This window comes from Hydrogenophaga sp. (assembly GCF_051007235.1).
GTDB lineage: Bacteria > Pseudomonadota > Gammaproteobacteria > Burkholderiales > Burkholderiaceae_C > Hydrogenophaga.
On sequence record NZ_JBPCSJ010000218.1, the window covers coordinates 1 to 3,208 of the forward strand.

The 3,208-nt window shown below is 67.2% G+C and carries 3 protein-coding genes; 2 read left to right on the forward strand and 1 reads right to left on the reverse strand.

Annotated features, from left to right (window positions below):
- Both fba and ACR2JA_RS07895 read left to right on the forward strand, forming a co-directional pair.
- Positions 1–1,019, forward strand: a 1,019-nt coding sequence (gene fba, locus ACR2JA_RS07890) for a class II fructose-bisphosphate aldolase (RefSeq protein WP_434008547.1), incomplete at its 5' end; no start/stop codon positions are given.
- Between the two features lie 52 nt (positions 1,020–1,071).
- Positions 1,072–2,319: an MFS transporter gene (locus ACR2JA_RS07895; RefSeq protein ID WP_434008548.1), complete on the forward strand. Its 1,248-nt coding sequence runs from the start codon at positions 1,072–1,074 to the stop codon at positions 2,317–2,319.
- A 110-nt stretch (positions 2,320–2,429) separates the two neighbouring features.
- Here ACR2JA_RS07895 and ACR2JA_RS07900 read toward each other — a convergent pair whose 3' ends face one another.
- Positions 2,430–3,041: a c-type cytochrome gene (locus ACR2JA_RS07900; protein ID WP_434008550.1), complete on the reverse strand. Its 612-nt coding sequence runs from the start codon at positions 3,039–3,041 to the stop codon at positions 2,430–2,432.
- Between the last annotated feature and the right edge of the window lie 167 nt (positions 3,042–3,208).

A 3,208-nucleotide genomic window follows, 5' to 3' on the forward strand; every position in this document is an offset into this window, starting at 1 on the left:
ACTACGGCCTGCCGGCCTTCAACGTCAACAACATGGAGCAGGTGCAGGCCATCATGCAGGCGGCACACCAGGTGAACAGCCCGGTCATCCTGCAAGGCTCGGCGGGGGCTCGTTCCTATGCGGGCGAGCCCTTCCTGCGCCATCTCATCTCGGCCGCGATCGAGATGTACCCGCACATCCCCGTCTGCATGCACCAGGACCATGGCGCAGCGCCCGCCATCTGCTTCCGCTCCATCCAGTCGGGTTTCTCCTCGGTGATGATGGACGGCAGCCTGCTGGCCGACGGCAAGACCCCGTCGAGCTACGAGTACAACGTCAACACCACCAAGCAGGTGGTGGACCTGGCCCACGCCTGCGGCGTCTCGGTCGAAGGTGAACTCGGTTGCCTGGGCTCGCTGGAAACCGGCAAGGCCGGCGAAGAAGACGGCCACGGCGCCGAAGGCGAGATGGACCATTCCATGCTGCTGACCGACCCCGACGAGGCGGCCGACTTCGTGAGCAAGACCCAGGTGGACGCGCTGGCGATCGCCATTGGCACCAGCCACGGCGCCTACAAGTTCAGCAGCAAGCCCAGCGGCAAGGTGCTGCGCATCGACCGCGTGAAAGAGATCCACCAGCGCATTCCCAACGTGCACCTGGTGATGCATGGCAGCTCCAGCGTGCCGGAAGACTGGCTGGCGATCATCAACCAGTACGGCGGCGACATGGGCGTGACCTACGGCGTGCCGGTGGAAGAGATCGTCGAAGGCATCAAGAACGGCGTGCGCAAGGTCAACATCGACACCGACCTGCGCATGGCCAGCACCGGCGCCATCCGCAAGCACCTGGCCGAAGACCGCAAGAACTTCGACCCGCGCAAGTTCTACAAGGAAGCCACCACGGCGATGCAGGCGATCTGTGCGGCGCGCTACGAGGCCTTCGGTGCCGCGGGCATGGCCAGCAAGATCACCCAGGTGCACAGCCTGGAGACCATGCAGAAGCGCTACGACAAGGGCGAGCTGGTGGCGCGGGTCGCCTGAGCAGTAACCTGAAGGACAAGCGCGCGGGCGGTCGCTGCGCTAGATTGCGCGGATGAACCGCCCACTGCACGCCGACCCGTCCGCCATCGATTCGCGCCAGGCCGCCTGGCGCCTGCTGGTGGCGATGGGCCTGGTGGTGCTGGGCAACAGCAGCATGTACGTGGTGTCGGTGGTGCTGCCCACGGTGCAGCGCGAGTTCGGCATCGACCGCGCCAGCGCTTCGCTGCCCTACACCTTCATGATGATCTGCCTGGGCATCGGCGGCATCTGGACCGGCCGCATGGCCGACCGGCACGGTTTGATGAAAGTGCTCTGGGTGGGCGCGCTGGCGGTGGCGGGTGGCTTTCTCTGGGCTGCGCACTCGGGCAGCATCTGGACCTTTGGTCTCGCCCACGGCCTGCTGGGCCTGCTGGGCGGCGCTTCCACCTTTGCGCCACTGCTGGCCGACACCTCACAGTGGTGGAACCGCCGGCGCGGCATCGCGGTGGCGATCTGCGCCAGCGGCAACTACATCGCCGGCGCGATCTGGCCGCCGCTGGTGCAGCACGGCATCGAGACCATCGGCTGGCGGCCCACGTACACCATCATGGGCCTGGTCTGCGGCGCGGGCATGCTGGCGCTGTCGGGCCTGATGCGCCAGCGCCCGCCGCTGGCGCCGCCGGTGCCCGTGGCGGCTGCGGGTGCCGCACCCGTCGCCGACCGCAGCCGCCCCTTTGGCCTCATTCCGTCCAGCGCACAGTGGCTGCTGTGCGTGGCGGGTGTGGGTTGCTGCGTGGCGATGTCGATGCCGCAGGTGCACATCGTGGCGTATTGCACCGACCTCGGTTATGGCGCCGCGCGCGGCGCCGAGATGCTGTCGCTGATGCTGGCCAGCGGCATCGTCAGCCGGCTCGTCTCGGGCTTCATCTGCGACCGCATTGGTGGCATCCGCACGCTGCTGCTGGGCTCGGCGCTGCAGGGTGTGGCGTTGCTGCTGTTCCTGCCGTTCGACGGCATGGTGCCCCTGTACGTGGTCTCGGCCATGTTCGGTCTGTTCCAGGGCGGCATCGTGCCGTCCTACGCCATCATCGTGCGCGAACACTTCCCGCTGCAGGAAGTGGGCGCACGGGTCGGCGCGGTCATCATGGCCACCCTGATCGGCATGGCGCTGGGCGGCTGGCTCTCGGGCTGGATCTTCGACATGACCGGCAGCTACCACGCCGCCTTCATCAATGGCATCGCCTGGAACCTGCTGAACCTGGCCATTGCCGGCTGGCTGTACCGGCGGTTACGCATGAGCAAGTCTGACGACCACCGGTAGAGCAGCAGGCGCGAGATGCCTGTTTCGAGGATGCGGTGGAACCGGCTCCGCCGGGCCACACGCATCGCCCCTTGGGGGGTGACGCGCGCAAGCGCGGCGCGGGGGGTACCTTATTTTCCGCTGACGTACTCCGCCACCGCGGCCATCTCCAGCTCCGTCATCTTCTGCACCACCACGTGCATCACCGCGTTGTCGTTGGTGCGCTCGCGTTTGTTGAACGACTTGAGCTGGGTGTGGATGTAGCCCGAGAACTGGCCCGCCAGCCGCGGCAGGTTGGCCGCCCCCTGGGCCGTGGTGCCGTGGCAGCTCACGCAGGCGGGCACGCCGCTGAACTTGTTGCCGTTGTGAAAGATGTACTGCCCCATGGCCGCCAGCTGCGGCTCCTTGGGCTCCTCGCGCGGCAAGGACATCTTTTCGTAGTACCGGCCCAGCGCCAGCATCTCGTCGGGCGTGAGCTTGCTCACCATCTCGGCCATGGCGGTGCTCTGGCGGGCGCCGCTCTTGAACGCGCCCAGCTGCTTGGCGATGTACTCGGCGTGCTGACCCGCCAGGCGCGGGAAGATTTCGCTGGTGGACTCGCCGTTCATGCCGTGGCACAGGAAGCAGGAGCCGCCGGCGATCTTCTTGGCCCGCGCCTCGTCGGCCTGGGCCCAGGCACCGGATGCGCCGAACAGAAGCACCACGCCCAGCGCGGCAACGGTACAGGATGGCTTGCGATTCATGACTTTCACTCTTTTGGCCGTACCGGAGCGTGGCCCACAACACATGAAGTAACGCCGTTCAGCGGCAGCCGCGGAACCGGCTTCGCCGGGCCGCTGGCTGCTCCCCCCTTCAGGGGGGTGACGCAGCATGCGGCGCGGGGGGTCAAGCCAATGTATCGGCCCAGATG